This is a genomic window from Streptosporangium sp. LJ11 (genome assembly GCF_051918945.1).
In the GTDB taxonomy this organism is placed as follows: domain Bacteria; phylum Actinomycetota; class Actinomycetes; order Streptosporangiales; family Streptosporangiaceae; genus Streptosporangium.
The window spans coordinates 29873-56360 of sequence record NZ_JBPXMB010000026.1 but is presented as its reverse complement, the minus strand read 5'-3'; the positions used below and the strand labels follow the sequence as shown (position 1 = coordinate 56360).

The 26488-nt window shown below is 71.7% G+C and carries 23 protein-coding genes; 12 read left to right on the top strand and 11 right to left on the bottom strand.

Annotated features, from left to right (window positions below; genetic code table 11):
• Nucleotides 1-60 precede the first annotated feature (60 nt).
• Nucleotides 61-558 (bottom strand): hypothetical protein, encoded by a 498-nt coding sequence (locus tag ACTOQ3_RS32850; RefSeq protein ID WP_440087336.1) that lies wholly within the window; start codon nucleotides 556-558, stop codon nucleotides 61-63.
• Nucleotides 559-726: 168 nt separating this feature from the next.
• On the opposite strand from ACTOQ3_RS32850, the gene ACTOQ3_RS32845 reads away from it, so the two are divergent.
• A complete protein-coding gene (locus ACTOQ3_RS32845; protein ID WP_440087335.1) occupies nucleotides 727-1122 on the top strand; it encodes a VOC family protein in 396 nt (131 codons plus the stop codon).
• A gap of 125 nt (nucleotides 1123-1247) precedes the next feature.
• On the opposite strand, the gene ACTOQ3_RS32840 is transcribed toward ACTOQ3_RS32845, so the two are convergent.
• Complete coding sequence (locus ACTOQ3_RS32840) at nucleotides 1248-2105, bottom strand: alpha/beta fold hydrolase (RefSeq protein WP_440087334.1); 858 nt, start codon at nucleotides 2103-2105, stop codon at nucleotides 1248-1250.
• A gap of 80 nt (nucleotides 2106-2185) precedes the next feature.
• Here ACTOQ3_RS32840 and ACTOQ3_RS32835 point away from each other — a divergent pair, with 80 nt between their 5' ends.
• Complete coding sequence (locus tag ACTOQ3_RS32835; protein WP_440087333.1) at nucleotides 2186-3388, top strand: sigma-70 family RNA polymerase sigma factor; 1203 nt, start codon at nucleotides 2186-2188, stop codon at nucleotides 3386-3388.
• Nucleotides 3389-3439: 51 nt separating this feature from the next.
• Here the strand turns inward: ACTOQ3_RS32835 and ACTOQ3_RS32830 are convergent, their stop codons facing one another.
• A complete protein-coding gene (locus tag ACTOQ3_RS32830) occupies nucleotides 3440-3730 on the bottom strand; it encodes a DUF1905 domain-containing protein (RefSeq protein WP_440087332.1) in 291 nt (96 codons plus the stop codon).
• A gap of 119 nt (nucleotides 3731-3849) precedes the next feature.
• On the opposite strand from ACTOQ3_RS32830, the gene ACTOQ3_RS32825 reads away from it, so the two are divergent.
• On the top strand, nucleotides 3850-4596 hold the full coding sequence (locus ACTOQ3_RS32825; protein ID WP_440087331.1) for a hypothetical protein: 747 nt from the start codon (nucleotides 3850-3852) through the stop codon (nucleotides 4594-4596).
• Nucleotides 4597-4842: 246 nt separating this feature from the next.
• Here ACTOQ3_RS32825 and ACTOQ3_RS32820 read toward each other — a convergent pair whose 3' ends face one another.
• A complete protein-coding gene (locus ACTOQ3_RS32820; RefSeq protein WP_440087329.1) occupies nucleotides 4843-6717 on the bottom strand; it encodes an ABC transporter ATP-binding protein in 1875 nt (624 codons plus the stop codon).
• Nucleotides 6714-8564 carry an ABC transporter ATP-binding protein gene (locus ACTOQ3_RS32815; protein WP_440087328.1) on the bottom strand — a complete coding sequence of 617 codons (1851 nt, stop codon included), beginning with the start codon at nucleotides 8562-8564 and terminating at the stop codon, nucleotides 6714-6716. Before ACTOQ3_RS32815 ends, ACTOQ3_RS32820 begins: the two co-directional genes overlap by 4 nt.
• A 295-nt stretch (nucleotides 8565-8859) precedes the next feature.
• On the opposite strand from ACTOQ3_RS32815, the gene ACTOQ3_RS32810 reads away from it, so the two are divergent.
• Nucleotides 8860-10005, top strand: a complete 1146-nt coding sequence (locus tag ACTOQ3_RS32810) for a protein kinase family protein (RefSeq protein ID WP_440087327.1) — start codon at nucleotides 8860-8862, stop codon at nucleotides 10003-10005.
• Between the two features lie 146 nt (nucleotides 10006-10151).
• Here the strand turns inward: ACTOQ3_RS32810 and ACTOQ3_RS32805 are convergent, their stop codons facing one another.
• Nucleotides 10152-13415, bottom strand: coding sequence for a S41 family peptidase (locus tag ACTOQ3_RS32805; protein ID WP_440087326.1), 3264 nt, complete (start codon nucleotides 13413-13415; stop codon nucleotides 10152-10154).
• 55 nt (nucleotides 13416-13470) lie between these two features.
• Nucleotides 13471-13665, bottom strand: a complete 195-nt coding sequence (locus tag ACTOQ3_RS32800; RefSeq protein WP_440087325.1) for a hypothetical protein — start codon at nucleotides 13663-13665, stop codon at nucleotides 13471-13473.
• A 167-nt stretch (nucleotides 13666-13832) separates the two neighbouring features.
• Here ACTOQ3_RS32800 and ACTOQ3_RS32795 point away from each other — a divergent pair, with 167 nt between their 5' ends.
• The 4 genes from ACTOQ3_RS32795 to ACTOQ3_RS32780 all read left to right on the top strand — a co-directional run bounded on the left by ACTOQ3_RS32795 (nucleotide 13833) and on the right by ACTOQ3_RS32780 (nucleotide 16535).
• On the top strand, nucleotides 13833-14144 hold the full coding sequence (locus ACTOQ3_RS32795; protein ID WP_440087324.1) for a hypothetical protein: 312 nt from the start codon (nucleotides 13833-13835) through the stop codon (nucleotides 14142-14144).
• Entirely contained in the window at nucleotides 14074-14442 is a 369-nt protein-coding gene (locus ACTOQ3_RS32790; protein WP_440087323.1) for a cytochrome P450, read from the top strand. The genes ACTOQ3_RS32795 and ACTOQ3_RS32790 overlap by 71 nt, the downstream gene beginning before the upstream one ends.
• Nucleotides 14443-14511: 69 nt before the next feature.
• A complete protein-coding gene (locus ACTOQ3_RS32785; protein ID WP_440087322.1) occupies nucleotides 14512-15963 on the top strand; it encodes an acyltransferase family protein in 1452 nt (483 codons plus the stop codon).
• A gap of 284 nt (nucleotides 15964-16247) precedes the next feature.
• Nucleotides 16248-16535 carry a DUF3040 domain-containing protein gene (locus tag ACTOQ3_RS32780; RefSeq protein WP_440087321.1) on the top strand — a complete coding sequence of 96 codons (288 nt, stop codon included), beginning with the start codon at nucleotides 16248-16250 and terminating at the stop codon, nucleotides 16533-16535.
• A 148-nt stretch (nucleotides 16536-16683) separates the two neighbouring features.
• Here the strand turns inward: ACTOQ3_RS32780 and ACTOQ3_RS32775 are convergent, their stop codons facing one another.
• The 3 genes from ACTOQ3_RS32775 to ACTOQ3_RS32765 form a co-directional block, all read right to left on the bottom strand.
• Nucleotides 16684-17505 carry a F0F1 ATP synthase subunit A gene (locus ACTOQ3_RS32775; protein ID WP_440087320.1) on the bottom strand — a complete coding sequence of 274 codons (822 nt, stop codon included), beginning with the start codon at nucleotides 17503-17505 and terminating at the stop codon, nucleotides 16684-16686.
• A gap of 296 nt (nucleotides 17506-17801) precedes the next feature.
• The gene (locus ACTOQ3_RS32770) at nucleotides 17802-19454 is read right to left on the bottom strand and encodes a penicillin-binding transpeptidase domain-containing protein (RefSeq protein ID WP_440087319.1); all 1653 of its coding nucleotides are present in this window, start codon (nucleotides 19452-19454) and stop codon (nucleotides 17802-17804) included.
• A 50-nt stretch (nucleotides 19455-19504) separates the two neighbouring features.
• The gene (locus ACTOQ3_RS32765) at nucleotides 19505-20155 is read right to left on the bottom strand and encodes a lysophospholipid acyltransferase family protein (RefSeq protein ID WP_440087318.1); all 651 of its coding nucleotides are present in this window, start codon (nucleotides 20153-20155) and stop codon (nucleotides 19505-19507) included.
• 974 nt (nucleotides 20156-21129) lie between these two features.
• On the opposite strand from ACTOQ3_RS32765, the gene ACTOQ3_RS32760 reads away from it, so the two are divergent.
• Genes ACTOQ3_RS32760 through ACTOQ3_RS32745 form a run of 4 tightly spaced genes read left to right on the top strand, consistent with a single transcriptional unit; the run spans nucleotide 21130 to nucleotide 24837 of the window.
• Entirely contained in the window at nucleotides 21130-22593 is a 1464-nt protein-coding gene (locus tag ACTOQ3_RS32760; protein WP_440087425.1) for a sugar ABC transporter ATP-binding protein, read from the top strand.
• A 40-nt stretch (nucleotides 22594-22633) separates the two neighbouring features.
• On the top strand, nucleotides 22634-23656 hold the full coding sequence (locus ACTOQ3_RS32755) for an ABC transporter permease (RefSeq protein ID WP_440087317.1): 1023 nt from the start codon (nucleotides 22634-22636) through the stop codon (nucleotides 23654-23656).
• The gene (locus tag ACTOQ3_RS32750; protein WP_440087316.1) at nucleotides 23646-24713 is read left to right on the top strand and encodes an ABC transporter permease; all 1068 of its coding nucleotides are present in this window, start codon (nucleotides 23646-23648) and stop codon (nucleotides 24711-24713) included. Before ACTOQ3_RS32755 ends, ACTOQ3_RS32750 begins: the two co-directional genes overlap by 11 nt.
• Nucleotide 24714: 1 nt before the next feature.
• Nucleotides 24715-24837, top strand: a complete 123-nt coding sequence (locus ACTOQ3_RS32745) for a hypothetical protein (protein ID WP_440087315.1) — start codon at nucleotides 24715-24717, stop codon at nucleotides 24835-24837.
• A gap of 65 nt (nucleotides 24838-24902) precedes the next feature.
• Here ACTOQ3_RS32745 and ACTOQ3_RS32740 read toward each other — a convergent pair whose 3' ends face one another.
• Nucleotides 24903-26183: an Nramp family divalent metal transporter gene (locus ACTOQ3_RS32740; RefSeq protein ID WP_440087314.1), complete on the bottom strand. Its 1281-nt coding sequence runs from the start codon at nucleotides 26181-26183 to the stop codon at nucleotides 24903-24905.
• Between the last annotated feature and the right edge of the window lie 305 nt (nucleotides 26184-26488).

Genomic DNA, 26488 nt, shown 5'->3' with positions numbered 1-26488 from the left:
CATCGAGCGGCACCGGCCGAAGTCGCCTGCGGTGAACCTTCTGCGTCACACGGTGATGCTCTAACGAGCGGTCGAGAGCGCGTCGAGTCGTTCCAGTGTCGCTGTCATGCTGACGATCCACGCCCTGCCGTTGTCCATGTTCTTTCGGGTCTTTTCGGGGACACGGGAGCAGTCGTAGGTGTGCGTCACGGTTGTGGCGTTGGCTCCATCTGGAGTCAGGGTGAACCCCCATCGATGGCCCCAGCGTGCGGACGAGCTTTCAGGAAGGGAGTCGGGGTGGCCGAGCCCCGCTTCCGGTTCCCAGGCCAGGCGTCGGTTCGTCTCGTACTCAACTATGTGGTTGATCATCTCGTAGTCACCGAGCTCCCGATAGTGCATCTTCATCGTGAACAGGTCTCCGACGCCGGAGACGACCTGAGGGGAAACAGCGCCGCGCAACATGCCGGAGCCATCGAGATCGATGTGTTTGGCGGGGTCCGTCAGGATGTCGAAGATCCGGGACGCAGGCGCTGGGATTCGCCGTGACACCGAAACCGGTTCGATTTCACTCTCTGTCATCGCAATGTCCTCTGCATCGTGTTTGACTTATATAAGTTGGTCCTGAAATAGTTATCGAGCACATGTTCTAGGTTTTCGGCGAGTGTGGTGCCGGAGCCGCCGGTGAGCAGGTCGTCCCCGTCGCCGGGGGCATCCTCTTCTCTCACACCCCTGCCAGGAGTTCACCCGATGTCGCAGAAGATCACTACTTTCCTGATGTTCCAGGGCACCGCCGAGGAGGCGGTGACCTTCTACACCTCGTTGTTCGACGACGCCGAGATCCTCGCCATCGCCCGCTACGGTCCCGAGGGGCCAGGCGCGGAGGGCAGCGTGCAGCACGCCACGTTCACGCTGGCGGGCCGGGAGCACATGGCCATCGACAGCAACGTGCCGCATGCCTTCGGCTTCACCCCGTCGATCTCGCTGTACGTGCAGTGCGAGTCGGAGGCGGAGATCGAGCGCCTGTACGCGGCGCTGTCGGAGAACGGCCAGCCGCTGATGCCGCTCGGCTCCTACGGCTTCAGCAAGCGCTTCGGCTGGACCAACGACCGCTTCGGCGTCTCCTGGCAGCTGAACCTCGCCTGATCCCCGCACCGCGGTGACGGATCCCCCGCCGGACGGATCCCCGCCCCCGCCGGGGGGATCCGTCACATGCGAGCACGTGGCCATGCGTTCTCATGCGTTCTCGTACGTGCTCACGGCGTCGTCGCTCAGTTCTCCTTCGGGACCTCGTTCTCCCGCAGGACCTCACGCAGCCTGGGGGCGAATTCGTCGGGGTCGTCGGCGAAGGCGATGTGGCCGCCGGGGAAGTACGTCGGCTTCGTGCCGAGCGCCGCGGCGAGTGCGGTCGACGCGTGGTCGCAGAGCTGGCCTGCCGACTCCTCCCCGATACCGACCACGATGGAGACCGGCCCGGCACGCAGGGCGGCGATGTCGGGCTCCCAGCGGGTGGTCGCGCGCATCTCGTGCAGGAACCAGAAGCGCTCGTCCGCGGCCTCCTGCGGATCGGGCTCGGCCGACGCCTCCGCGGGACCGCCCGCCGGCTCCTCGGACTCGGGCATCGGGATGTTGGCGTTGATCATGAACTTGGCCCAGGCGCCCGCGACGTCGCCGGAGACGTAGGTGGCGATGATGTCCTCGACCGCGGCGTCGCGCTCCTCGGGATCGTCGAGCAGGCGGTTCAGCGGGGGCTCGTGCGCGATCACGATGCGCACCTGCTCGGGGTGGGCGAGCGCGAGCGCGAGCGCGGTGACGGCGCCGCCGCTGGAACCGAAGACCGCGGCCGGACCGGCGTCGAGGCGGGTCAGGAGCCGGGAGAGGTCGTCGGCGCGCATCTGCGGGGTCGAGTCCTGGCCGGGTTCGTCGAGGGAACTGCGGTTGACGCCCCGGGGGTCGGTGGTGAGCACGGTGTGGTCGTCGGCGAGCAGGCCGGCCAGCGGTGCGAAGTGCGCGGCGTGCATCGGGGCGCCGACGAGCACCACGAGGGGCCCCTGGCCCCGTACCTCGTAGTAGAGCGTGGCGCCGGGGACCTTGAGGTAATCGGCGGTGACGATCGTCGCGGGGTTCATGGCAATCTCCTGGAACAGTCTGGGCCAGTGCTGTGGTGCTCAGAAGAGAAGACTTCCGGCGTGAGGCAGAATCGTCGTTCGTGAGGAAGATTTCTTCGTGGTCCGTGGGCGAGGCGGCGGAAGACGCCGGGAACGCCGGCCCGGTCCGGGCGCGTGGCGCGGACACGGACGTGATCCGGGCACGTGACGGTGAGGACGACCTGACCCGGGCGCGTGGCGCGGACACCGAGACGGACACCGAGACGGACGTGGAGACGGACCCGGTGCGGGCGCGTGACGGTGAGGATGATCTGACCCGGGCGCGCGACGGGGACGACGCCGCGTTCACCCGCCTCGTGGAGCCGTTGCGCCGCGAGCTGCACGCCCACTGCTACCGCATGCTCGGCTCCGCCCACGACGCCGACGACGCCCTGCAGGACGCCCTGCTACGGGCCTGGCGGGGACTCGCGCGCTTCGAGGGCCGCGGCTCGTTGCGCTCGTGGCTCTACACCGTGGCCACCCGCGCCTGCCTGGACATCGTCGCCACCCGGGGCAGGCGGGCGATGCCCGTCGACCTCGGCCCCTCCAGCGAGCGCGCCGTGCTCGGCGACGCCCCGCTGACCGACGTCGCCTGGCTGGGCCCCTACCCCGACGCGGGTCTCACCGACGATCCGGCCGGTCCGGGCGCACGCTACGAGCAGCGCGAGGCCGTCGAGCTCGCCTTCGTCGCGGCCCTGCAGCACCTGCCGGGCAACCAGCGGGCGGCGCTGCTGCTGTTCGAGGTCCTCGGCTTCTCCGCCGCCGAGATCGCCACCATGATGGACACCACCACCACGTCGGTGAACAGCGCCCTGGCGCGAGCGCGCAAGGTCGTCGCGGACAAGGTCTTCCCCCGCACCCAGCAGCCGACGCTGCGAAAGATCGGCGACGCCCGGGTACGGGAGATCGTCGCCGGATACTCCTCCGCGCTGGAACGCGGAGACGCCGACGCCCTGGTCGCGCTGCTGACCGAGGACGTCACCTGGTCGATGCCGCCGATGGCGCACTGGTACCGCGGCCTGGAGGCCGTCACCGACTTCGCCGTACGTGTCCCGCTGACCAATTGCGGAAGCTGGCGGCACCTCCCGGCCGGCGCGAACGGCCAGCCCGGGGTGGGCTGCTACCGCTGGGACGAGGACGCCGCCGCCCACCTCGCCTGGTCGATCAACGTGTTCACCCTGCGCGGCGAGCGGATCGCCGGGATCACCTCGTTCATCGGCTCCGACCACTTCGTCCGCTTCGGGCTGCCCGCCTCGCTGCCCTGAGCCCGGCGCGCGCCACGGTCCGGGTGCGGTGGCGCGGTCGGCTCGGCTGGTTCAGCTGAACCGCTGATCGAGGTGGAACGTCACCTCGGTGCCGGCCTGGTCCTTGCCGATGAGCTTGCACAGTGCCGCCCTGATGGGAAGCCAGTGCGGACCGTTGCCCGACGGCATGAGGGTGGCGGTGAACGGGTGGCCGTCGATCGTCCCGCCGACCTTCACGGCCCGCCTCGTCCCGAGGATCTCGGCGGAGCCCGGCACGGTCACGAAGGTGGCGAAGGCCCCGTCCTTCTCGATCGGCGCGGTGAAGGTGTGGTCGAGCGGCTGCGCGGGCTTCTGCGCGGGCATCGTCGTCTCCTGGAGTGGTGATGGCCTGTCGAAGGGGGACTCCCGTAATGGCAGGGAATCGTCGCTCGTGGGTGAGAATTCTCTGGAGTCTTCACCTCATCGGCGACAGGAGTGACGTGATGAATCGACACCGTCGGCGAACCCTCCGCAGGAGAGGGGGGTGGCTGCTCGCCCTGTTCGCCGTGCTGATCGTCGCCGCGACGGCAGGGATCGCGGTCGCCTTCCCGTCGGTCGCCGCCACGACCTGTCCCGGCTGTTATGGAATGGAGCGGATCAGGCCGGGCCTGTACGTCGAGCCGGACCTGCCCGCGGCGCGGCAACGACAGGTGGCGGAGGCGGTCGACGCGGCCGCCCGGCGGGTGGAGGACTTCTACGGCGGGCGCGAGAGCTCTCCCGGCGTGCTGGCCTGCGTGACCAGCGCGTGCTACCGGAGGATCGGCGGGGGAGGGGAACGGGGGATCGCGGTGCTGAGCCGCACGGTGATGCTGTCGCCGCGCGGCATCGACCCGGTGATCGCCTCGCACGAGATGTCGCATGTCGAGCTGCACGCCCGGCTCGGGTCGCGGCGGGTCCCGCAGTGGTTCGACGAGGGACTCGCCGTCCTGGTGTCCGGCGATCCGCGCTACCTGGCCCCCGAGACGGCCCGAGACCGGTGCCTGGTGGACTCGAAGGAGGCGCTGCCCGAAACTCTTGAGGACTGGCTGCGTGCCGCCGCCGCTGATCAGCGGCTCTACGCCAAGGCCGCGTGCCGGGTGAGCCGCTGGGCCGAGGCGAACGGCGGGCGGCAGGCCGTGCTCGAACTGATCGGGCACGTGGCGGGAGGCGGCGAGTTCCCGGCGGCCGGATCGGCCGACGCCCCTTCCTGACCGCGCGAACGGGTGTCAGCGTGCGAACGGGCGCGAACGGGCGCGAGCGTGCGAACGGGCGCGAACGGGTGCGGCGGCGCCGGGGCGGCGCCTTCCCTCGGCCCGTGAACCGCGACCATGGTCGCCGCGGCGCCGGACGGTCCCTTCCCCCGGCCGGTGAACCGCGGAGGGCCGCGGCGGCGCCGGACGACGCCCCCGCGGGCCCCGACCGGCGACCGGGGGCCGCGTGCCGGGCCGCCCGCCACGCTACGTCGCGCCCGATGTGCCGCGTTTCCCGCGTTTCCCGCGTTCTCCGGCCTCCGGTCGCTCCCCGCTCTCCGGTCGTTCCCCGGCCTCGGCGACGCGTTCCTCGCTCCACAGCCGCCGCATCTCCGGGCAGCTCTCCAGCAGCTCGCCGAGCGGGCCCTGGCCGGTGACCCGGCCACGGTCGAGGACGACGACCTGGTCGGCCCGCTCCAGCGCCGCCTGCCGGTGGGAGACCACCAGCAGCGTTCCCGGGCCGCGCCCGTCGCGGGCGGCATCGGCGATCCGGTCCCACAACAGCCTCTCGGTCTCCACGTCCAGGGCCGACGACAGGTCGTCGACGACGAGCAGGTCCGGCGCCCGGACCAGCGCCCGTGCCGCGGTCGCCCGCTGCGCCTGGCCACCGGACAGCCGTACGCCACGGGGACCGACGACCGTGTCCATGCCCTCGGGCATCCCGGCCAGGTCCTCCTCGAACGCCGCGAGCTCCAGCGCCAGGCCGAGCCGGTCGTCGTCCACGGACCTGCCCAGGAGCAGGTTCTCCCGCAGCGACTCCGAGAACAACCGGGGGACCTGACTCGCGTACGCCGCGCGGCCGGGGACCAGGAACGTCCCCGGGTCGTCGACGGGCCGGCCGTTCCAGGTGATCGTCCCGGCATCCAGCGGTACCAGGCCGAGCAGGGCGCGTACCAGGGTCGTCTTGCCCGAGCCGACGGCGCCGGTGATCACCGTGAACGACCCCCGCGCCACCCGCAGGTCGACCGCCCGCACGCCGCGGCCGCTCCCGCCGTGGCGCACGGTCAGCCCGCGCGCCTCGACGACCCGGAGCGCGTCGCCGTGATCCGGCGGCGACGGGGCCGGAGGCGGCTCCCGGTGGAACCAGACGTCGCGGCCGCGCGACAGGTCGCCGGCGTCCTCGTACGGCGCCATCAGCCGGGTGAGCCGTTCGGCGGCGACCGCGCCCTGGGGCAGGCGGTGGAGGATCGCGCCGATGGTGCGCGGCAGCGCCGTCAGCCAGCCGACATAGGTGGTGAACAGCGCGAGGTCGCCCACCGTGAAGTCGCCGCGGCGCATCGCCGACGCGCACAGGAGCAGTACGAGACCGGTGCTGATCTCGACGGCCGCGCCCGTGGCGGCGGCCGGCATGTCGGTCGCCAGCCGGTCCTTGACGGCGGCGTCGCGCCGCCCGCGGTTGTGCTCGCGCAGCCGTTCCAGCACCGCGTCCTCGGCCCCGGCGGTCTTGATCGCCAGCACGCCGCCGAAGGTCTCGCCGATGTGGGCCGTGACGGCCGCGCCGAGCACCCTGGCACGGTGGTGCAGCCGCCGGATCACCTCGTTCAGCAGCCGGCTCAGCGCGCCGACCGCGATCATCGGCACCACCAGCACCAGGGTGATGACGGGATCGACGGAGGCCATGACGACCAGGGCGGCGCCGCCGAAGAGAGCCGAACCGGCCAGCGGGACGCTCTCGTCGGTGAGGTTGACCAGGTCGCTCACGTCGTCGCGGAAGCGGGCGACCGCCTCGCCCGGCGAGTGCGGCAGCCGGGTCGCCGCCGGCCCGCGCGCGGTGAGGATCGAGCGCAACGCGTTGGCCCGCAGCAGGGTCGCGGCGGCGGCCCACCAGTAGACCCCGTAGGACCACGCGACGACGAGCACCAGGCCGCGGACCACCTCCACGCCCACGAACGCCGCACACAGCCACAGCGACTGCTCCAGGCTCGCGGCGCGCTGCCCGCCGATCTGGTCGAAGAGCCGCTGCAGCACCAGCCCGCCGGCGAGCGGGATGACGCTGACCGGCATCCACAGCAGGGCGCCGACCAGGTAGCGGCGCAGGTCGAAGCGGGCGAGGCGGGTGGCCACCAGCGTCACGGGCCTCATCGGGCCACCCCCGCGACGTCCAGCATCCGGGCGAACCGGCTCCGCGGGTCCGCGACGAGGTCCTCGCGGTGGCCGTACTCGACGACCTTGCCCCGGTCGATGACGGCGATCTTGTCCACCCGGGACAGGGAGGAGAGCCGGTGCGCGATGAGCACGCCGGTCCGGCCGGCGAGCAGCCGGTCGACGCTCTCCTCGACGCGCCGCTCGGTGGCCGGATCGAGCCGGCTGGACGCCTCGTCGAGCACGACGAGCCCGGGGTCGGCCAGGAACGCCCGCGCGAACGCGAGCAGCTGTGCCTCCCCGGCCGAGACGCCGCTTCCCCGGCCGCCTCGCGAACCGCCGCCCAGCTCGGTGTCGAGCCCGTCGGGCAGGGCGGCCAGCCAGTCGCCGAGGCCGACACCGGCCAGGACGGCGCGCAGCCGGTCGTCACCGGCGAGTGGCCTGAAGAGGGTGAGGTTGTCCCTGACGCTGGCGGCGAAGAGCTGCACGTCCTGGGTGACCACGCACATCCGTCCGCGTATCGACGCGGGATCGACGTCCCGCAGGTCCAGGCCGCCGACCCGGACGGTGCCCTCGGTCGGGTCGTACAGGCGCAGCACCAGCCGGGCGACGGTCGTCTTGCCGCTGCCCGTACGGCCCACCAGGCCGAGCGTCTCGCCCGGCGCCAGCGTGATCGTGACGTCCGACAGGACCGGCTCGTCGTCGTCGGCGTACGCGAAACCCACATTTTCGAGGCGCAGGGCGAGCGGCCCGGACGCGGGCAGCGGCCGCGGGTCGGCGGGCGCGGGGAGCGTGCGCCGCTCGGCCAGCAGGTCGCCGATGCGCGCGATGCCGGCCAGCGCCGCCTGGTACCGCCTCAGCTGGTCGATCAGCCGCTCGAACGGCACGCGCACCATCTGCGTGTACTGGAAGAGCAGCACGGCGGTGCCGACCGTGAGCGTCCCGGACTCCCGGGTCCACACGGCGAGGCCGAGCACGATCGCCGTACCGGCCGCGAACGCCACCGCCGTACCCGCGAGGATGCCGGTCCCGATCCGCGCGTCCCGGAACTCCGCGTGGTACAGGGTCGCGGAGGCCCGGTGGAACCGGTTCACGACGTGCTCCCCGGCGCCGTTGGCCCGGATGTCCTCCACGCCGGCCAGCCGTTCCTCGAGACCGCCGAAGAGCGCCGCGCTCTCCGCCCGCGAGCGGGTGGCCGACGGTACGGCCAGCCGCTGCGCGCGGGCCATGCCGAACCCGATCAGCGCGCAGTACGCCAGCAGCGCGCCGCCGATACGCGCGTCGACGGTGAACACGACGACGAGCACCCCGGCCAGGAGCAGGAGGCCGACCACGACGTCCAGCAGGAAGGCGACGACGAACTCGGCCACGGCGACCACGTCGCCGTCCACCCGCTCGATCATCTCGCCGGGTGTGCGCCGGCCGTGGTAGGCCATGTCGAGGCCGAGCGCGTGCTCGGCGAGCCTCTCCCGCAGCCGGTTCGTACCGTCCCAGGCGAGACGGCTCGCGAGCCAGGCGGTGGCCATGCGGGCGGCCTGCCCGGCGACGGCGAGCGCGAGGTAGCCGAGGGCGACCAGCGTGAGGTGGCGGGTGCTCGCGCCGCCGATCGCGTCGTCGACGAAGCGACGGGTGAGCTGGGGCGCCGCCAGCGGCAGCGCCGTCGCGGCGGCGACGGCGGCGGCGAGGGCCACGGCGGAGCGGCGTCCCGGGCGAAGGTGGCGCAGGACGGCGCGCCGGGCCGCGGCGCCGGTCTTGTCGCCGGCCTTGACGGCGTGGAGCAGCCGCCCGGCCAGGCTTGTCCTACCGGCGTCTGCCCGCGCCGAAGTCGTTGGGTCGAGTGTTCTCACCAAGCGTCATGTCCTCTGGATGGATGGGATTTCCTTTCCGGGAAAACATGAACGCTTCGCGCATTTCCTTCTCCTTGATCGATCGGCCGTCGTCAGAAGTCCAGCAGAGGGTCGTCCGGGAGGGCAACCGATTTGTTGGAGCGTGGCGGCCCCGCCCCCCTCGACCGTCCCCGCGTCCGGTCCGGCTCGGGACGGTAGGTCGTGGCGAGGAGGTGCCGGTGTGTAGAGTCCGGCGCGATCAGATGCACGCCGGACGCACGCCGCCATACCCGGCCCAGCGCACCGAGGAGCCCCGATGACCCGTCCGGACCCGACGCGTGCCGCGCGCGTGGCCGCGTACTCGAAGGTGTCCACCCACCTCGCCCTGCTCGGCGACCGCCGGCTCGGGGACCTCGTGGAGGGGGCGAGCATGCTGGGGGCGGGGATCGGCGGCGCGTCGGCGGCGCTGGAGGTCGAGGGGGTGCGGGTCTTCGTCAAGAAGGTGCCCCTGACCGAGCCCGAGCTGCGCCCCGAGAACGTCATGTCCACCGCGAACCTCTTCGGCCTGCCTGCCTTCTACCAGTACGGACTGGGGTCGGCCGGTTTCGGGGCCTGGCGCGAGCTGGCCGTCCACACCATGGCGACCAACTGGGTGCTGGGGGAGGAGCACCAGGGCTTCCCATTGCTGTACCACTGGCGGGTGCTGCCCGGCCCGCCCCCCTCCGAGAGCGCCGTGTTCGCCGAGTTCGGCGACCTGGAGGGCGCGGTGGGCCACTGGGAGGGCTCACCGGCCGTGCGAGAGCGGCTGGAGGCGATCCGCAGCTCCCCGGCGAGCGTGGTCCTCTTCCTGGAGCACGTTCCCCAGACCCTCGCCGCGTGGCTGCCCGGACAGGACCTTTCCGCGTACGCGTGGGTGGACGCGGAACTGGCGGAGACGGTCGCCTTCATGCGGAGCCGGCGTCTCGTCCACTTCGACGCCCACTTCCACAACGTCCTGACGGACGGCCACCGCCTGTACTTCTCCGACTTCGGCCTCGCCCTCAGCCCCCGGTTCGAACTCTCCGCGGGGGAGGCGGCCTTCCTCACACGGCACCGCGACTACGACCGCGCCTACACCGCGGCGCACCTGGTCAACCACCATCTGGCCGAGCGAGTACGCGGCGGCGTGGACCGTGACCGGTTCGTCCGTGACTGGGCCAACGGCGACAGGCCCTCGGGCGTCCCCACGGCCGCGGTCTCGGTCCTCACCAGGCACGCCCGTACGGCCGTCGTGATGGACGAGTTCCATCGGCGCCTGTGCGACGAGAGCAAGGAGTCCCCCTATCCGGAGACCGAGATCGCGCGCTGTCACGCCCTGTCCGACGGGGCCCGAGCGCGGTCGCGGCGGACGGACACGGCGTCCACGGCGTCACCGGGCGGGAGCGCCGCCGGTTCCCGCCCGGAGGCCCCGGACCGTTGGTGACCGTGGCGAGGCCGTTCCCGGGAGCCTGGGACCGCCAAGCCGTGAAAGGCCGAGAGCGGGCCGCGAGAAGGCCATGACGCCCCGCCCCCGCCGGCACCCTCCCCCGGTGCGCCCGCCTTACGGAGGCGTCCCGCGCCCCCGGAGGGTCACGTGGAGGAGGGCGGGAACCCGAGGGGAGACTGGCGGGGCGGCAGGCGCGGCACCACGAGCCGGGGCCTGGCCGCCGCGTTGGGCGTGTGGGGCGGCTGGAGGACCAGGCGTTCCTTGGCCGCCTCGATCGCCCGGTCAAGCTGGGTGTCCACCCCCGCCGCGTAGTCCTGCGGGGTGATGTCGACCTCGATGTCGGGGTCGGTGCCGTAGTTCTCCACCCGCCAGCCCACGTCGTCGAAGGCGAAGGAGAACTCCGGCTGGGTGGTGACCGTGCCGTCGGCCAGGTGGTGCCGGGGCCAGATGCCGATCACCCCGCCCCAGGTGCGCTTGCCGATCAGGGGACCCAGGCCCAGCAGCTTGAACGTGTGGCTGAAGATGTCGCCGTCGGAGCCGGCCCACTCGTTGGTGATGGCCACCATCGGGCCGCGCGGCGACTCGTCGGGGTAGGGCTCGGGCACGCCCCAGCGGGGGAAGTCGTAGCCCAGGCGGCGCCGGGCCAGCTTCTCCAGCAGCAGCGCCGACACGTGGCCGCCGCCGTTGAAGCGGACGTCCACCACGAGGGCCTCGCGGTCGTACTCGGCGAGGAAGCCCCGGTGGAACTCGGCGTAGCCCTCGGGGCCCATGTCCGGGATGTGCAGGTAGCCGATCCGGCCGCCGCCGAGCTCGTGGCAGCGGGCCCGGTTGGCCTCCACCCAGTCGCGGTAGCGGCCCGGCTGCTCGTCGCCGATGGCCCGCACGGTGACGGTCCGCCGCTCGTCCCCGCGCAGGACCGTCAGCTGGACCTCCTGGTCGGCCTGGTTGACCAGCAACTCGTCCGGGCTCGTGTCCGCGCCGACGGGCTGGCCGTTCACGGCGAGCACCGCGTCACCCGGGCGTACGTCCACCCCGAGGCGGTTGAGCGGCGAGGTCGCCTCGGGATCCCACCGGTCGCCGCCGACGATCCTCGCGATCCGGTAGACGCCGTCCGCGAAGGCCCAGTCGACGCCCAGCTTGCCCTGCCGGTAGTGCGGCCGGGACCGGTAGGCGCCGCCGCTCTCGTAGGCGTGGGAGGTGCCCAGCTCGCCGAGCAGTTCCCACAGCAGGTCGGAGAACTCGCCCCGGGTGGTGACCCGGTCGACCAGCGGCAGGTAGCGCCGGTAGACGTCGTCCCAGTCGAGCCCGGCCATGTCCTCGGTCCAGAAGTTCTCCCGCTGCAGCCGCCAGGCCTCCCTGAACATCTGCCGCCACTCCGCCTCGGGCCGGATGGAGACCTTCACCCTGGACAGGTCCACCCACCCGCTCGTGCGGCCGGGCGCGTCGTCGTCCTCGGGCTCCTCGCCCGCCTTGACCATCCGCAGCCGCTTGCCCGACTGGTAGAGCAGCGTGCTCCCGTCGCGGCCGAGCGCGAACTCCGACACGTCCCCGACCAGGGTCTCCTGCTTCTGCTTGGCGAAGTCGTAGACGTGCAGGGTGCCGTCGGAGGAGTCGGCGTAGTCGTCGCCCAGGCTGCCCTCGACGGGGAAGGTCAGGTAGACGGCCTTGCCCTTGATCCCGGCGATGGCGTCGTAGCGTCCCTCGGGGACGGGGAAGGCGACGACCCGGTCCTCGATGCCGTCCAGGTCGATGACCACCTCGGGCGGCCCGTCGCCCTCGCCCTCGTTCTCGCCGTCGTCGCCGTCACCGTCGTCATCGTCGTCCCCGAGCGGCCGGGGCTCGGGGACGAAGGGCGAGGTGACGTCGGCGCGGAGCGCGATCGCGTAGGGGCGGGAGCCCAAGGGGAAGCCCAGGTCGAAGTGGAGCTCGTCGTAGACCGGGTTGAAGACGCGCCGGCCGATGAAGTACAGGTAGTCGCCGCCCGGGTCGAAGGCCGGTCGGGCGTCCCACAGCACCGGCCGGGTGGCGAGGAACGTCTCGCCCGTCTCGACCCGGCACAGCTTCACCGCCGTCGTCTGCGCGGTGTCGCGGCAGGCGTACGCCAGCCAGCGGCCGTCGGGGGACCAGGCCAGGTCCTCGATCGCGCCGAACCTGCTGGAGTCGATCACCCGGCCCCGCGCCCGATCCTCCTCGCCCGTACGGCCGGAGACCCCGCCGGCCGCGGGGCCGGGCGCGAGGTCGACCAGGATCAGCTCGTTGCGGTGGTTGGCCACCGCGACCAGGTCGGCCACGGGGGAGACCTCCAGCTCGATGGCGCGGCCGGTGTCGAGGTGGTCGAGCCTGGCGGGCTCGGTGGTGCCGTCGGCGGTGAGCACCGTCAGCACCTCGCGGTCGCCCTCGTCGCTGGCCGCCGCCACCAGCCGCTCGCCGTCGTTGAGCCAGCTCAGCAGCCGGTACCGCACCCCGTACAGCGTCCCGTGCTGGCGCACCGGGCCCTCCCAGGCGGCGAAGGAGAACGCCTTGCCGCGGGTGGTGACGGCCAGGCCGGCGCCGTCGGGGCTGAGGGTCGCGCTGTCCAGGAAGTCCTCGGCCGAGGCGAAACGGCGGTTGCGCTGGGTGCGCGAGCTGCGCAGCCGCACCTCGATCGGGCGCGACTCCCCGTCCTCCACCAGGTACAGCTCGGCCCCGGCGTGGTAGACGAGCCTGCGGCCGTCGCCCGACAGGTTGCGCGCGTAGTAGTCGGCGTGGTCGGAGTGCCTGCGCAGGCCGCCGCCGTCCGCGTCGCAGGAGTAGACGTTGCCGACCCCCTCGTGGTCGGAGATGAAGTAGACCCGGTCCCCGGTCCAGCAGGGCGAGGCGAGGTTGCCGGGCAGCGCGGTGAGCCGCCGGAACCGCCCGTCCTCGCCGGTCTCGATCCACAGGTCGCCCATGGTGCCGCCCCGGTAGCGCTTCCAGCGGGCGGGGTCGGCGGTGTTGCGGCCGAGCACGATCCGCGGGCCGTACGAGATGGTGTTGGCCGGGCCGTACGGCAGGCGCTCGGGCACCCCGCCCGGCTCCACCCGGTGCAGCCAGGTGCGCCCGTCGAAGGGCTGGCCCTGGTCGCTGGCGTAGACGACGCCGCCGCGGGGGTCCCAGCCGGTGACGCTGGAACGCGCCCCGTGGTAGGTCACCCGCTGTGCCGCGCCGCCGTCGGCGGGCATCACGTACACCTCCTCCGGCCCCTCCTCGCGGCCGACGAAGGCGAGCAGGTCGCCGTCGGGGGAGAAACGCGGATATCCGGCCTCGGCCACCCCGGCGGTCAGCCGGAAGGCCCGCCCGCCGCCGGCGGTGACCATCCACAGGTCGTCCTCGGCGGCGAAGACGACCATGTCACCGAAGATCGTGGGAAATCGAAGGTAGGCGGGCATCGTGTCACTCCATGATCGGGTGACCGGGTTTCACCCCGGTCACCCGATCATGATTTCACGCCCTCGGCGGCTGGGCGGCCCGTGCGCCCTGGTGGGCGGGCCCCGTCTCCGGCACCCTGGCCTCGGGCTGCCCGGACTGTTTCTTCGCTTCCTTCGCCGAGCGTGTCGCCTTGATCGTGGCCTTCTTGCTCTTCCCCGAGCCCTTCGCGGCCTTGTTCTTGGAATCCTTGGTGTCCTTGGAGTCCGTCATCGTTTCCCCCGTTGTGCTTGATGGACGATGCCGTTGATTAGGCATTCAAAGAGGTTTAGTACCCTTTGCCAGCATCAATCATCCACGTTCGATGATGGGATGAATGCGGAGAGTGGCCAGTCGACAGGGCGGGTCAGGGCCTGTTCCCGAACACGGCCGGCACGCTGATGCCGGCCACCGTGAATGTGATCGCCGACCGGCTGCGCGTCGACGGCGTGCCGACCTTCCAGCTCCAGTCCGGCTGCTCGGGAGCCGTGCAGACCTTCGACGTGGCGGCCGCGCTGCTGGCCACCGGCCGCTACCGGACCGCGCTGGTGATCGGCGGGGACGTCATCGCCAAGCACTACGACGTCAAGGTCGACCTGGCCGCGTTGCCGCCCGACGAGGTGGTCAACTACCTGCTGTTCGGTGACGGCGCGGGCGCCGCGGTGCCGCCCCGGATCCGCTCTTCGTCTCGGGCGGGCGCGCCCCGGCCCTGACCCGGCCCGCCTGCCCGGCGCGATCGAGGAACTCCTGCGCTACATCGCGACCACGGACCTGGTCGCGACCCGGGTCGCGAAGGGCGACATCGAGATCGCGGGCCACCTCATCCGGGAGGGGGAGGGCGTGCTCGTCTCGGGCACGCTGGCCAACCGGGACGATCAGGTGCACCGGCGGGCCCACGAGTTCGACGTCCTGCGCGAGGACACCCATCACCTCGCCTTCGGGTTCGGCATCCACCAGTGCCTGGGCCAGAACCTGGCCCGGCTCGAGCTGGAGGTCGCCCTGCACCACTGACCTTCCCACAGGTCCGGACCGGCCCCGGACCGGCCCCGTACCGGGGCCGTCCGGAGAAAGCAGAGAACAATGACGCACTCGACGCACCCGTCGGGGGAGGCCGTGCGGCTTCCCTCGCTGACCGGGATGAGATTCGTGGCGGCGTTCCTGGTGTTCGCGTGCCACGCCTGCGTCCTGGGTTTCTTCCACCAGGAGACCGCCGCCTCCCCGCAGACCTTCGCCTTCGCCTCGGGCTGGCTCGGCGTGGAGTTCTTCTTCGTGCTGAGCGGGTTCGTCCTGACCTGGTCGGCGCGGGAGGGGCGATCCAGGACGGGCTTCTGGCGCCGGCGCCTGGTCAAGGTCTACCCGGTCCACATGGTGACCTGGCTGGCCGCGCTCGGCCTGGCCGTGTGGGCGGGCCAGGCCGTGGACCTGCCCAAGCTGCTGCCGAGCCTGCTGCTCGTGCACACCTGGCACCCCCGGATGGACGTGGTCATCACGATCAACGTCGTCACCTGGTCCCTCGCCTGCGACCTGCTTTTCTGCCTGGCCTTTCCCCTCCTGCACGCGCTCGTCCGCAGGATCCCCGCCCGGCGGCTGTGGTGGGCGGCCGGCGCCGTCGCCGCCGTGATCGCGCTGCTGCCCGCCGTCGCCCTCCTCACCCTGCCCGGGACGCCTCGGCTGCCCGGCCAGGACATGTCGTTCGTGCAGAACTGGTTCCTGGTCTCCTTCCCGCCGATCCGGACGCTGGACTTCGTCCTGGGCATCGTCATGGCCCGCATCGTGCTGATGGGCCGGTGGATCCCGCTGGGCGTCGGCCGGACATGGGACACACCGGCCGCACTCGGCGTCATCACGGTCCTGTTCGGGATCACGACGGCGGTGGCGTGGGCGCTGAACCGCTTCGTCGAGGAACCCGCCATGCGCGCGTGGGCCCGTCCCTGCCCCGCTCGGCGAGCCGCCGTACGGCGCGGGCCACGGCGCGGGCGCGAACATCGTCACGTTCGCGCAGGTGGCCGACGACCCGGTCCGGAGCTCTCACTCATGCCCGCCCTCGCCGTCGGGATCTCCCGCGAGGGCCCGCGCGGCCGCCGCGTCGCGCTCGCTCATGCCCTCGTAGCCACTGTTCCGGTGCTGCTCGGCCTGGTCGTCGATCCACCGGCCGTGCGCCTCCCACGCGGCCTGCTTGCTCGTGCCCAGGGCCGCGCCGATCTGCGACCACGACGCGCCCGCGGCCCGCGCGGACCGTACGGCGAGCTGGCGCCCGTAGCCCGCCTTGCGCGCGACCACCTCCCCGAGCGCGAGAAGCTCCAGCACCTCGTCGCGGGTGAGGGACGGCACCTCGGGGTCGGCGGGGTCGTTGACGTCGTCGGGGTGCTCTCCGCCGGTGGCGTCGCCCGCCGCCGGAGCCAGGGCGTCGCGCACGCGGAGCTCGTCGTAGCGGGCGGCGGCGGTCAGGAGCGTGAAGTCGCCTTCGAGGCTGTCCGGTGTGAACATGCCCCCAGCTTTTCGTCAAGCCAGCCTGACGTCAAGAGGGCTTGACGGTGCGCCGCCGCCGGGCGCGGAGACGGCGCCACGAAGAGTGCCCCGGCCTTCGCACGGCGCGATGAAGGGAGGCCGGGGCGGTGGAATGTCGAGATCGCGGAGAAGGCTGGGAATCGCCCGAGACCCCGCCGGCGCCGCACCGGACCCCGCGCGAGGGCATGATCGCGTGCTCGGATTGCGCCCGTGAAAAGAAGAGGTAAATCGAAGCCCTCGGAAAGGATAATGATCTTCACGATTGGGCAGAACGTCCGCACACGGCTTGCGTTCCGGGGAGGTGATGCATGGCCTGGTCACAAGACGAGGAGCGCATGCTGCTGCAGATCGAGCGCCACCTCATCGACGAGGACCCACGGCTCGCCGCGCGGCTGGAGTCGTTCAACGAGCGTGTCCAGCGCAAGGAGGGCGGCGGTCGCGGGCGTGGTGTGAGGAACGGGCGGAGCCGGTCCTCCAGGCGTCTCCGCCGCTCGACGGTCATCATCATGTTCAGCTGGTTGCTGATCGCGACACTGATCATCACGCTGCTCATCATGGTGCTGCGTCACGACGCGGTCGCGGCCCTCCCTCTGTGATCGCGGTCGCCACGTCACCCCGCGACGCCCACCGTGATCGCGGCCGGGATGCGGGGAACGGCGGCGGGTGGCGCGGTGCGGGGCGCGTGGAGGCCCGAAGCGGCCGGAGGGTGTCGGGTGCCGGTTGTGCGGGGCGGCGGCGGGCCGGTCAGTGCTCGGGGTTGAGCGCGTTGCCGATGAACATCGCGGTCAGCAGCGTGAACAGGAACGCCTGCAGGAACTGGACGAACATCTCCAGGGCCGTGATGACGATCGCCATCAGCACGCCGGCCACGCCGACCGGCACGCCCGGCAGAGTGGGTTCCTCGAACAGGAACCAGAAGCCGACCATGCTGAAGAACGCCAGGATGAGATGGCCCGCGAACATGTTGGCGGCCAGCCGCAGCATGTGCGCGAACAGCGAGTTCACGAAGGTGTAGAGCAGCTCCAGCGGGATGACCAGCACGTACGCCAGAACGGGCAGCCCGCGCGGGATGAGCCCGCGGAGGTAGCCCACGACACCGTGCCGCGTGACGCCGAGATAGATCTTCAGGACGTAGACGCTCACGGCGATCACCGCGGGGAAGGCCAGGAACGAGGAGACGGGGATCTGGACGAGCGGGACCACCCCCATCAGGTTCCAGACCCAGACCAGGAAGAAGACGCTGAGCAGCAGGCCCATCCACCGGTCGGTGTCCTTGCCGAGAAACGGGCGGGCCGCGTGGTCGCGGACGAACACGTAGCCCAGCTCGACCACGTTCTGCAGGCCGCGCGGCACCACCTTGGGGTTGGCGAAGGCGGCCCAGCAGACGCCGCAGACCAGGGCCGCGGCCAGGACGGCCATCAGGATCGGTTTGGTCAGCCAGTACGGCGCGCCCGCCCACAGCGGGGGGAAGTCGAACAGCTCCAGGCCGGGCGCCTGGAACCCGGGTGACACGGGCGACGCGGGTGATGTGAACGACTCGAGTGATGAGGTGATCAGGATCGTCATGAGGCGGTCCCAACGGCAGGGGAATACTTTGTGAAGGCTTTCACACGACCCCGCGAGCGCGACAATACCTTGAAGGTAATGATCGACTTCGAAGTGAGGGGAGAAGGCTCCGGCACCGGTCCCGCAGGCTCCCGTCGCCGCGGGTCACCCGGGGAGGAGCCCCCCTCCCGGGAAGGGCGCCGCCGGCCGGGAACGCCGTCCGGGGAAGAACGCCGTCCCGAGGAGAGCGCCGTCAGCCGGCGACGTCGCCGGCTGAGAGCGCCGTCAGCCGTGGGCGCTCTCAGCCGAGGGCGCCGTCAGCCGAGAGCGCGCAGGAAGTCGGCGGCCACCGGGGCGGCGACGGCGCCGCCGCCCGAGCCCTCCTCGACGATCACCGCGAAGGCCACCTCGCCGCGGAAGCCGATGAACCAGGCGTGGGTCTTCAGATCGTCCTGCTCGCCGTACTCGGCGGTCCCGGTCTTGCCCCGGGTTCCCTGCGGCAGGCCCGCGTCCTCGGCGGTGCCCTTGGTGACGACCGCGGACATCATCCGGTGCATGTGCGGTATGACGGCCTCGGGGAGGGCCTGCGGCTGCGTCTCCTGCTTGATCGAGGGGACCAGGGTCGGCGGGCGCCAGGTGCCGTCGGCCAGCGCGGCGGCGACCGAGGCCATCATCAGCGGGCTGGCGGTGATCCGCCCCTGGCCGAACGACTCCGCGGCCAGTTCCGCGTCGCTCTCGGCCCTGGGGAAGCTGCCCTTGGCGGCCGTGACACCGATGTTGAGCGGCTTGTTGAAACCGAACAGCTCCGCGGTGCTCAGCAGCTTGTCGGCGCTCAGCCGTTCCTTGGTCAGCGGGGCGAAGGTGGTGTTGCAGGAGTAGGCGAACGAGTCGGACAGCGACACCGAGCCGTAGGCGGCGTGGTTGGAGTTGCGGATCGGCAGGCCGCCGACCGTGACGTCCTTGGGGCAGGTGACCCGATCGCCGGGGCTCATCCCCTCGGCGAGCAGCCCCACGGCGGTGACCGCCTTGAAGGTCGAGCCGGGAGGGTAGTTGCCGTCCAGGGCCCGGTTGAAGCCGCCCTGGTTGTTCACCACCGCGAGGATCTCGCCGGACGAGGGTCTGATCGCGACCAGGGCGGCGGTCTTCTTCAGGTCGCGGACGGCCTCGACCGCGGCCCGCTGGACCCGCATGTCCAGGGTGGTCTCCAGGGGCTCGCCGCTCTTGCCCTCGACCGTGCCGAGCGTCTTGACCGTCTTCTTGTCCGGGCCGACGAGTTCGATCTCGGTGTCCGGGGTGCCGGCCAGGCGCTCCTGGAAGGTGTGCTGCAGTCCGCTCGCGCCGACCGCGTCACCCACCTTGTAGGGGACGCCCAGCTTCGCGACGCTCTTCGCCGTGGCCTTCTCCAGGTAGCCGACGAGCTGCTGCACCGAGCCGCCCACGTCGGAGCCGTCGATGCGGTCGCCGTCCGCCGAGGTGATCGCGGCCCGTTCGGGCCACTTTGTCCTCAGCGCGAAGGCGGTGGTCGCGGTCAGGTCGGGGTGGACGGCACTGGGCGACCACTTGACCCGCCAGTGCCGGTCGACGACCGCGAGGTCGACGTTGCCGGAGTAACTCCACTCGCCGACGTCCTTGAGCTTCAGCGTGGCGGTGTAGGAGGCCTGCCCCGTGCCGTCCCCGGTCTCGCGCACCCCGTCGAGGCGTACCGTCGTGCTCTCCACCGCGAGGGCCTTGCGCATGCCGTCGTACGCCTTGGCGAACGCCGGGTCCGGCGTTCCGAGCTCGGCGCGCATGCCCGCCAGATTGCCGCTCTGCCAGGCGCCGACGAACCGCTCCGCGGTCTCCTGGGGGGTTCCCCTGGTGTGCAGGTACCACCAGGCGCCGCCGCCGGCGGCCCCCGCCACCAGCACGACGGCTGCCGATGTGATCGCGATCGCCTTGCCCCGTGCCACCTGATCCCCCAGTTCTCTCATCCCCAGGGCCGCAGCCTAGCGTGACCAACGCGACATATACCGACAAATGGTTACTTGGCCTGTGTGCGACTGGGTGCGTAGCTCGTCACGTACTCCTGGCCGGACAGCTCCTGGATCGCGAACATGATCTCGTCGGTCACCCTACGCCGGTCACGCGCGCTCGTCTCCGAGCCGGTGAAGGTCATCGGCTTGCCGATGCGTACGTGCACCCGGCCGAGCCTGGGCCTCGCGGCGCCGATCGGCAGCACCTCGCCGGTGCCCTCCATCGCCACCGGGAGCACCGGCGCGCCGGTGGCCAGGGCCAGCCAGGCGACGCCCACCTTGCCCCGGTAGAGGCGCCCGTCGGGGGAGCGGGTGCCTTCCGGGTAGATGCCGAACAGCTCACCTTTCTTGAGCACCTCCGCCGCCGCGTCGAGCATGTCCTGGGCGGAGGTGGGGCTCTGCCGGTCGATGCTGATCTGGCCGGTGGCGCGCATCCACATCGCGGTGACGGGATTGCCGGTGAAGTACTCGGACTTGGCGACGAAGCGCACCTGGCGCTTGAGCACCAGGGGCAGGAAGGTCGAGTCGAGGATCGACAGGTGGTTGGAGGCCATGATGGCCGGACCCGTGACGGGAACGTGCTCGTGCCCGGTGACCGAGGTCGGCCAGAGCAGGTGCAGGACCGGGCCGCCGACGATTTTGGTCAGGCGATAGAGCACGGGCTCTCCTCATGAGACGGGTTACCCAACACTAGGTGGTGGCCCGGCGGCCGACGGTTGTACGCACCCGCACAAGCGGAGAGCCCAGGTTTGTAGCCCTCCTCCATCGCCACCGCTCTTTTCCAGGGCGAATCCGGTGAAAACCACCACCGGTCACGGAGGAAAAGAAACGCCCCGCGGGCCGGGAGGGCTCACGGGGCGTGACGTTTGGTGCCGATGTGGCGGTCGCCTCCTCGGCGAGAGGCACAACACGGCTCCAGCCGAACGGTATTCCGTGAAGGCGGTAATTTGCGGCCCGGGGGACACAAACCACATCGGCACGATCACTCTAACGGACGTCTGCCGCTGGTTATTCCGATTTGAGGTCACCGGCGTGTCCTGTGGGGCCGTCTGGCGCGGAGATTCGCAGGTCACAGCCCTTGGCAGCGGTCTCGGAGAACCGTGGGCCCGGGCCGTGGCCATCGGCCCGGCGGGTCCGCCGGGCTCGGCGCGCGACGGGAGCGACGGGAGTGACGGGAGCGGGGCCGGACCTGGCGTGCGGAGGGGCGAGGCCGGGTCCGGGGGAGGGGGCGACGTATCTCGGGAGGCAGGGCCGCCGGAGGCCGCCCGTCCCGCCGGTCGGACGGGTTCGGCCGGGCGGGCCGGAGAGCGGGGCGGACCGTCCCACGAGCTTCAGGCCGTCGTGGCCGCCCCGGCTCCGGCGCTGATTAAAACGTGTTACTCGATCTAGGCGGGACCGTCTCCGAGGGTGGCGTCCGGCCCGGTCCCGCCCCACCTGCGGGATGGCGTAACGCATTGGAAACGAGGCTTTCATTCCCCATTGACAAGGGAGGCGGCCGGGATTAGCGTCCGCTCATTCTACTAAAACGTTTTTAGGGGATGGAAGGGGTGGCGCGGTGACCGTACCGGACGAGGGAGAGGCGCCACTCCGGCCGCCCTCCGGCGACCCCCCTCCGGTCCTGGCGCTGGCCGGGGTGAGCAAGGCGTTCGGCGCCGTGCGGGCGTTGCGCGACGTCTCCCTCGACCTGTACGCGGGAGAGGCGCACGCGCTCGCCGGGGAGAACGGCGCCGGCAAGTCCACCCTGGTGAAGATCCTGGCGGGAGTGCACCGCCCGGACACCGGGCAGGTCCTGCTGGACGGCGAGCCGGTGGAGTTCGGCAACCCCGCCGACGCCCAGCGGGCGGGTGTGGCGGTGATCTACCAGGAGCCCACGATGTTCCCCGACCTGTCGGTCGCCGAGAACATCTTCATCGGCCGCCAGCCAAAGAGCACGCTCGGCCGGATCGACCGCGGGGCGATGCGCGCCCGCACCGCGGAGCTGTTCGCCGGGCTCGGCGTGGCCCTCGATCCCGAACAGCCGGCCCGCGGCTTGTCCATCGCCGACCAGCAACTCGTCGAGATCGCCAAGGCGCTGTCGCGGGACGCGCGGGTGCTGGTCATGGACGAACCCACCGCGGCGCTGTCGGGCAACGAGGTGGCCCGGCTGTTCAACGTGGTCAGGACGCTGCGCGAGCAGGGGTGCGCGGTCCTGTTCATCTCGCACCGCCTGGACGAGATCTTCGAGCTCTGCCAGCGGGTCACCACGCTGCGCGACGGCGCCTGGATCGCCGGCGAGCCGGTGGCGGGCCTGACGCACGAGCACCTGATCCGCCGGATGGTCGGCCGCGACCTCGACACCCTCTACCCCAAGCAGGAGACCGAGGTCGGTGAGGTGGCGCTCAAGGTCGACCGGCTCACCCGGGAGGGCGTGTTCACCGACGTCTCCTTCGAGGTGCGGCGGGGCGAGATCGTGGCCCTCGCCGGGCTGGTCGGGGCCGGACGCAGCGAGGTCGCCCGAGCGATCTTCGGTGTGGACCGCTGGGACGCCGGGACCGTCGAGGTGAACGGCGAGCGGCTGCCCGCCGCGTCCCCGACCGCCGCGATGTCCGCGGGCCTGGCCCTGGTCCCCGAGGACCGGCGCCAGCAGGGCCTGGTGATGGACCACTCCATCGAGCGCAACATCGGGATCACCGGCCTGAGGGCGCTGCGCCGCGGCCCGGTGATCTCCCGCGCCGCCGAGCGCGACCGCGCCCGCGACTGGGCGATCCGGCTCCAGCTCAAGTTCAACCGGCTGTCGGACGCGGCCAACGTGCTCTCCGGCGGCAACCAGCAGAAGGTCGTGCTGGGCAAGTGGCTCGCCACCGGCCCCGACGTGCTCATCATCGACGAGCCCACCCGGGGCATCGACGTGGGGACCAAGGCCGAGGTGCACCGGCTCCTGTCCCAGCTGGCCGCCGACGGCCTCGCCGTACTGATGATCTCCTCCGACCTGCCCGAGGTGCTCGGCATGGCCGACCGGGTCCTGGTCATGCAGGAGGGACGGCTCGTCGCCGAGATCCCGCGCGAGCGGGCCACAGAGGAGAGTGTCATGTCAGCGGCGACCGGGAGGGCCTCGTGATCGAGCGGAACGAGATCGCGCGGGCGGCGGGGGAGGGCGCATGAGCGCCGTCACCGCCGGGCGGAGCGCCCGCGGTCTGGTGGACCTGGTGTTCCGGGCCCGCGAGCTGAGCATCGTGGCGGCGCTGGCCGTGCTGGTCGCGGTGACCGCGAGCACCAACGGCAACTTCCTGTCCGGGCAGGGCCTGACCGACATCTTCCTCAACGCCTCCATCCTGGTGCTGCTCGCCGTCGGCCAGTCCGTCGTCGTCATCACCCGCAACATCGACCTGTCCGCCGGCTCGGTCGTCGGCCTGGTGGCCTTCACCGTCGGCGACCTGCTGTCCGCCGACCACGGCAGGGGCGTCGTCTTCGCCGTCGTGACGGGGGTCGCGATCGGCGCGCTCTGCGGCATGATCAACGGCCTGCTGGTCAGCTTCGGCCGGGTACCGGCCCTGGTGGTGACCCTCGGCACGCTGTACGTGATCCAGGGCGTCGACCACTACATCGCGCACGGGCGGCAGATCAACGCCGTCGACCTGCCCCCGGCGCTGCTGTCCCTGGGCAACGGCTCGGTGTTCGGGGTGCCGTACCTGCCGGTGATCGCCGTCGTGGTGATGCTGGCCGTCGGCCACTACCTGCGCTCCTACGCCTCGGGCCGCGACTTCTACGCCATCGGGTCCAGCCCGGAGGCCGCGAGCCTGGCGGGCGTGCCGGTGCGGCGCCGCGTGATGGGGGCCTACCTCTTCAGCGGCGCGCTCGCGGGCCTGGCCGGGGTGCTGTGGCTGTCGCGGTTCGGCACCGTGGTCGCCGACGCCGCCAACGGCTGGGAGCTCCAGGTGGTCAGCGCCGTCGTGGTCGGCGGGGTGGCGATCACCGGCGGCGTCGGCACCGTGTACGGCGCGGCGCTCGGCGCGCTGCTGCTCACCACCATCACCAGCGCGCTGGTCGTGCTCAAGGTCAACCCGTTCTGGCAGCAGGCCATCACCGGAGCGCTGCTGCTCCTGGCGATCAGCGTCGACCGGCTGCTCGCGCTGCGGGTCGCGCGGGTACTGCGGAGGAGGAACTCCCGACATGGCTCCTGACGTGACGACCGTGAAGCCCGAGGCGCGGGCCGTGCCGCCGGCCGGCCGGCCGGAGCGCGGCTCGCTCGGCCGCCTGCTCCGCTGGGACGTGTTCGTCGGCCTGCTGCTGGTCCTCGTCTTCATCGGCGGCTCGGCCGGATCGCCCGGTTTCGCCGGCGTCGGCAACCTGTCGTTCGCGCTCGGCGACCTGGGGGAGATCGCGCTGATCGCGCTGGCGATGACCATGCTGGTGGTGGCCGCCGAGGTGGACCTGTCGGTGGCCTCGGTGCTGGGCCTGTCCAGCGCGCTGGTCGGCGCGCTCTGGGACGCGGGCTGGGCGATCGAGACGATCATCCCGCTGGTGGTCGTGGTGGGAGCGGTGTGCGGGCTGGTCAACGGCCTCCTGGTGACCCGGCTCGGGCTGCCCTCGCTCGCCGTCACCATCGGCACGCTGGCGCTCTACCGGGGCCTCGCCTACGTGGTGCTGGGCGACAGGGCGATCGCGGAGTTCCCTGCGCAGTACACGGAGCTGGCGGTGGGCGACGTGCCGGGCACGCCGATCCCGTACCCGGTGGCGCTGTTCGCCCTGCTGGCCGTGGTCACCGCCGTGGTGCTGCACGCCACCGGCTTCGGCCGCTCGCTGTTCGCGATCGGCGCGCAGGAGGAGGCGGCGCGGTTCGCCGGCATCCGGGTCAAGCGGATCAAGCTGATCCTGTTCGTGCTCTCGGGCACCGTCGCGGCCTTCGCCGGGGTGATCTTCACCCTGCGGTACGGCAGCGCCCGCGCCGACAACGGCATCGGGCTGGAGCTGGCCGTCATCGCCGCGGTGCTCCTCGGCGGCGTCGACTTCGACGGGGGCAAGGGCACCCTCGGAGGCGTGATCGCCGGAGTGCTGCTCATCGGCCTGCTGCGCAACCTGCTCATGCTCAACGACGTGGCGACCGAGATCCAGTCGATCGTCACCGGCCTGCTCCTGATCATCTCGGTGATCACCCCGCGTCTCGTCGCCGCGGTGGCGCGGCGCCGGCACGCCGGAGCCGTCCGGGAGACGTCACCCCAGCAGGCCGGCACCTCGTGAGATGACGAGCACCGAGAGGACGAGCGCCGACACCGGCTTCGCGGCCGTCGGGATTCTCGCCCGTACCGGCGGCGGCACGGTGTCGGCGGGGCTGAACGCGGAGGAGTTCGCCACCGACACGTGAAGAGCGGGCGGGGACGGGCGTCCAGCCGCCCTTCTCGATCCGCGCGCGGGCCATGGAGGAGAACTTCAGAACAGGAAGGTCAGCGGCAGGCAGCACCCGAGCAGGGCGACCGCGGCGCCCGCGCAGGCCGCGATCCGCGTGGTCAGCGGATCGTTGACCAGGGGGCCCATCACCGACCGGTCACGGCAGAAGTGGACGAGCAGGAACAGCGCGACGGGCACGCCGAGCGAGATGACCACCTGGCTCACGATCAGCAGGCTGGTCAGCGGCACGCCGAGCACCAGGGCGAGGACGGCCGGTGTCATCGTCACGACGCGCCGCAGCTGGATCGGCACCCGGAGGTTCAGGAAGCCCCGCATCACCACGTCTCCCGCCAGGGTGCCGACCCCGCAGGAGGAGACCCCCGACGACAGGAGCATGACGGCGAACGCGAGGGCGGCGGCGCCGCCGACCCGGTTCAGCAACTCCTCGTGGGCGGCGAACAGGTCGCCGGTCCAGGCCCCGCCCGCGGCCGCTCCGAGCCCGGCGCCGAGGGCGATCATCGACACGTTGACGATCGTGGCGGTGCCGAGCCCGAGCAGGCAGTCGATCCGCAGGGCCCGCCGGACGGGCCCTGGCTGCCGCCACGCCGCGCCGGCCGGCCATCCGCGGCCCTGCACCAGCGCGGAGTGCAGGTAGATGGCGTGGGGCATGACGGTGGCGCCGACGATTCCCATGGCGAGGATCAGCGAGCCGCCGCCGTCCAGGCGGGGTATCAGCCCGCCGGCCAGCTCGGTGACGGACTGCCGGCCCACCGCGAAGACGTCGTAGACGACCCCCGCCCCGACGAGCAGGAGGCTCGCGGCGCTGACGAGCTCGAACCGCCGCGTGCGGCCGTGCCGCCGCAGCTGGAGCATGAGCAGCGCCACCACGGCGGTGACCACCGCCGACATCGCGGGCGGCATCCCGAAGAGCAGCTGCATCCCGATGGCCGCGCCGACGAACTCGGCCAGGTCCGTGGCCAGCACGACCACCTCGGCCTGCAGCCACAGCAGGAGGCTGCCGCGGCGGGAGAAACGCTCGCGGCACAGCCGGGGCAGGCTCTTGCCGGTCGCCATGCCGAGCTTCGCCGCCTGGAACTGGACGAGGAGCGCGACGAGACTGGCCAGCACGACGACCCACACGAGCAGGTAGCCCGACGTCGCCCCGGCGGTCAGGTTGGTGGCCACGTTGCCGGGGTCCACGTAGGCGATCGCCGCGACGAACGCCGGCCCCAGGATCGGAGCCGCCCGTGAGCCGCGCGGTCGTGCGGGAGGCCGGGACGTCGAGGTGGGCGGGGGCAGCGTCAGGGTGTCGTCGTCGTTCATCCGTGCCTCCCGGCGCGTCGTGCCTGCCGTCACCTGTCCGGCGGGCGTTCACCGGCGACCGGGCATCGAGCTCCGCCTCGGCAGTGCGAAACCGTGCGACCTCCCGTGCTCATGAATGAATCACCGGAAAATACGAATTGGCGATATATGGCAGCCTCGGTGGCGCAAATCAAGGATCACTCAGCGAAAGAATGAAGACAAGCAGGTGAGGTCTGGCCGGGGCAAACAAATAGCATGCCTCGAGAATCCGCCTCTTATATTCTCAAAAGGCGACAAGTCGCATAAATGGCGATGGTTGCGAGAGG